Source organism: Xenorhabdus entomophaga, assembly GCF_037996725.1.
GTDB lineage: Bacteria > Pseudomonadota > Gammaproteobacteria > Enterobacterales > Enterobacteriaceae > Xenorhabdus > Xenorhabdus khoisanae.
In genome coordinates this window covers 1-1594 of record NZ_JBBMXH010000235.1, presented here as the reverse complement: position 1 = coordinate 1594, position 1594 = coordinate 1, and the positions used below count along the sequence as shown (strand labels likewise).

Genomic DNA, 1594 nt, shown 5'->3' with positions numbered 1-1594 from the left:
CAATCAAATGATGAAGTTTCAGAGCAAATTGATGTAAATGATAATCATATCGATTTGAAATTATCCAAACCCACCCGCAAAAAGCCAAAAAGTGTTGCTCCCGCAGGGAGTCAGTCATCATATTAACAATAAAATAATTTAATTAGTTATTTGTTTTTTGGTGATTAATTGGCTGCTGATGATATCGGCAGGCCGTCTTGATGATTTATTGATAACAGGAAAAAGATAATGCACGGAACAGAAGAAAAAATGGGCTGGGATGAGTTACTGGAGGAATATTTTTTCTCGCATATGTTACGCCCATCCTCTGAGTGGAGCTACAGCAAAGTGAAACGGGTGTTTACCCGGTTTATGGGGGAAACGGTACTACCGGAGCAGATCACGCACCGGGATGTGCTGCGCTGGCGGCGTCATTCGCTAATGGAGAAAAAACAGTCCGGCCATACCTGGAACAATAAGGTGTCTCACCTGCGGGCCATTTTTAATTTCGGTATGGAACGAAAACTCCTGCCACACACGGAAAATCCGTTTAACGATACGGCAGTGAAAAAAGAGAAGAAAAAGAAGAAAATTCTGAGCAAATCTCAGATCATCCGTCTCTATCTGCTGATGGGGCAGTATGAGGAAGAGGAGCGCGCGCAGGTGGCTCCACGGGGAGGGCGCTGTGCCTTGTACCCGACAGGGTACTGGCTGACCGTTCTGGATACGTTCCGGTTAACGGGCATGCGCCAGAACCAGTTACTGCATCTTCGCTTGCGGGATATCAATCTGGAAGGCCATTATATTGAACTGCGTACCGAAGGCAGCAAAAACCACAGCGAGTGGCGGGTACCGATGATCCGGCAACTCCGGCCCCGGCTGGCACAACTGGTTGAACAGGCGAGAGCCTGTGGGGCGAAAGACGACGATCCGCTGTTTGACTTAACCCGCCTGGGCTTTCGTTATCACGGCCGGATGACCCGTTACCAGTACAATTACGATAAAGAAAAGCAACATATCCGTTCTTTTTTTAATCGGCTGTCCAAAGAGTGCGGCTTTGCTGTTTCCCCTCACCGTTTTCGTCATACGCTGGCCACGGAGCTGATGAAAGCGCCGGATCGTAATCTGCAACTGGTCAGAAGCCTGCTGGGGCACCGCAGTCTGGCGACGACAATGGAGTATATTGATATTGATATGGAAGTTGCGGGCAAAACACTGGAGAGTGAGCTGGCGTTATATCTGGATCTTTCGGTGTAAGGAGGACATCAGGCAAAAAGACAGGGCAGGCCGCAGGAGGGATTAAAGCGATGGGATAGTTGAACTGCCCTGCATCAACATTGATAGCGTCAAAAAAACGTTAATATCGATCCTGCATCCTGCGTGAAGTTTTCACCTCACTTGACATCAGAATCAATTACTGAAATCATTACCTTGAACGAAAAAAGAGTGCTTGCTGATGCAAACACTCTGTATTCTTTATTTACGGCTTTTTAAACATTGAGTAGGCAAATTAGAATACCCATTGTTTAACATTTTCTTAACGGCCATAAATTTTAACTTACTTGTTAAGTCTATGATAACTAAAACAAATGAGCCTTAAAATTTTGGTGCCGGA

The 1594-nt window shown here is 46.0% G+C and carries 1 protein-coding gene; it reads left to right on the top strand.

What is annotated here, in order from left to right:
* Positions 1-228 precede the first annotated feature (228 nt).
* Positions 229-1236: a tyrosine-type recombinase/integrase gene (locus AAC854_RS22440; RefSeq protein WP_340619027.1), complete on the top strand. Its 1008-nt coding sequence runs from the start codon at positions 229-231 to the stop codon at positions 1234-1236.
* The last annotated feature ends 358 nt before the right edge of the window (positions 1237-1594 follow it).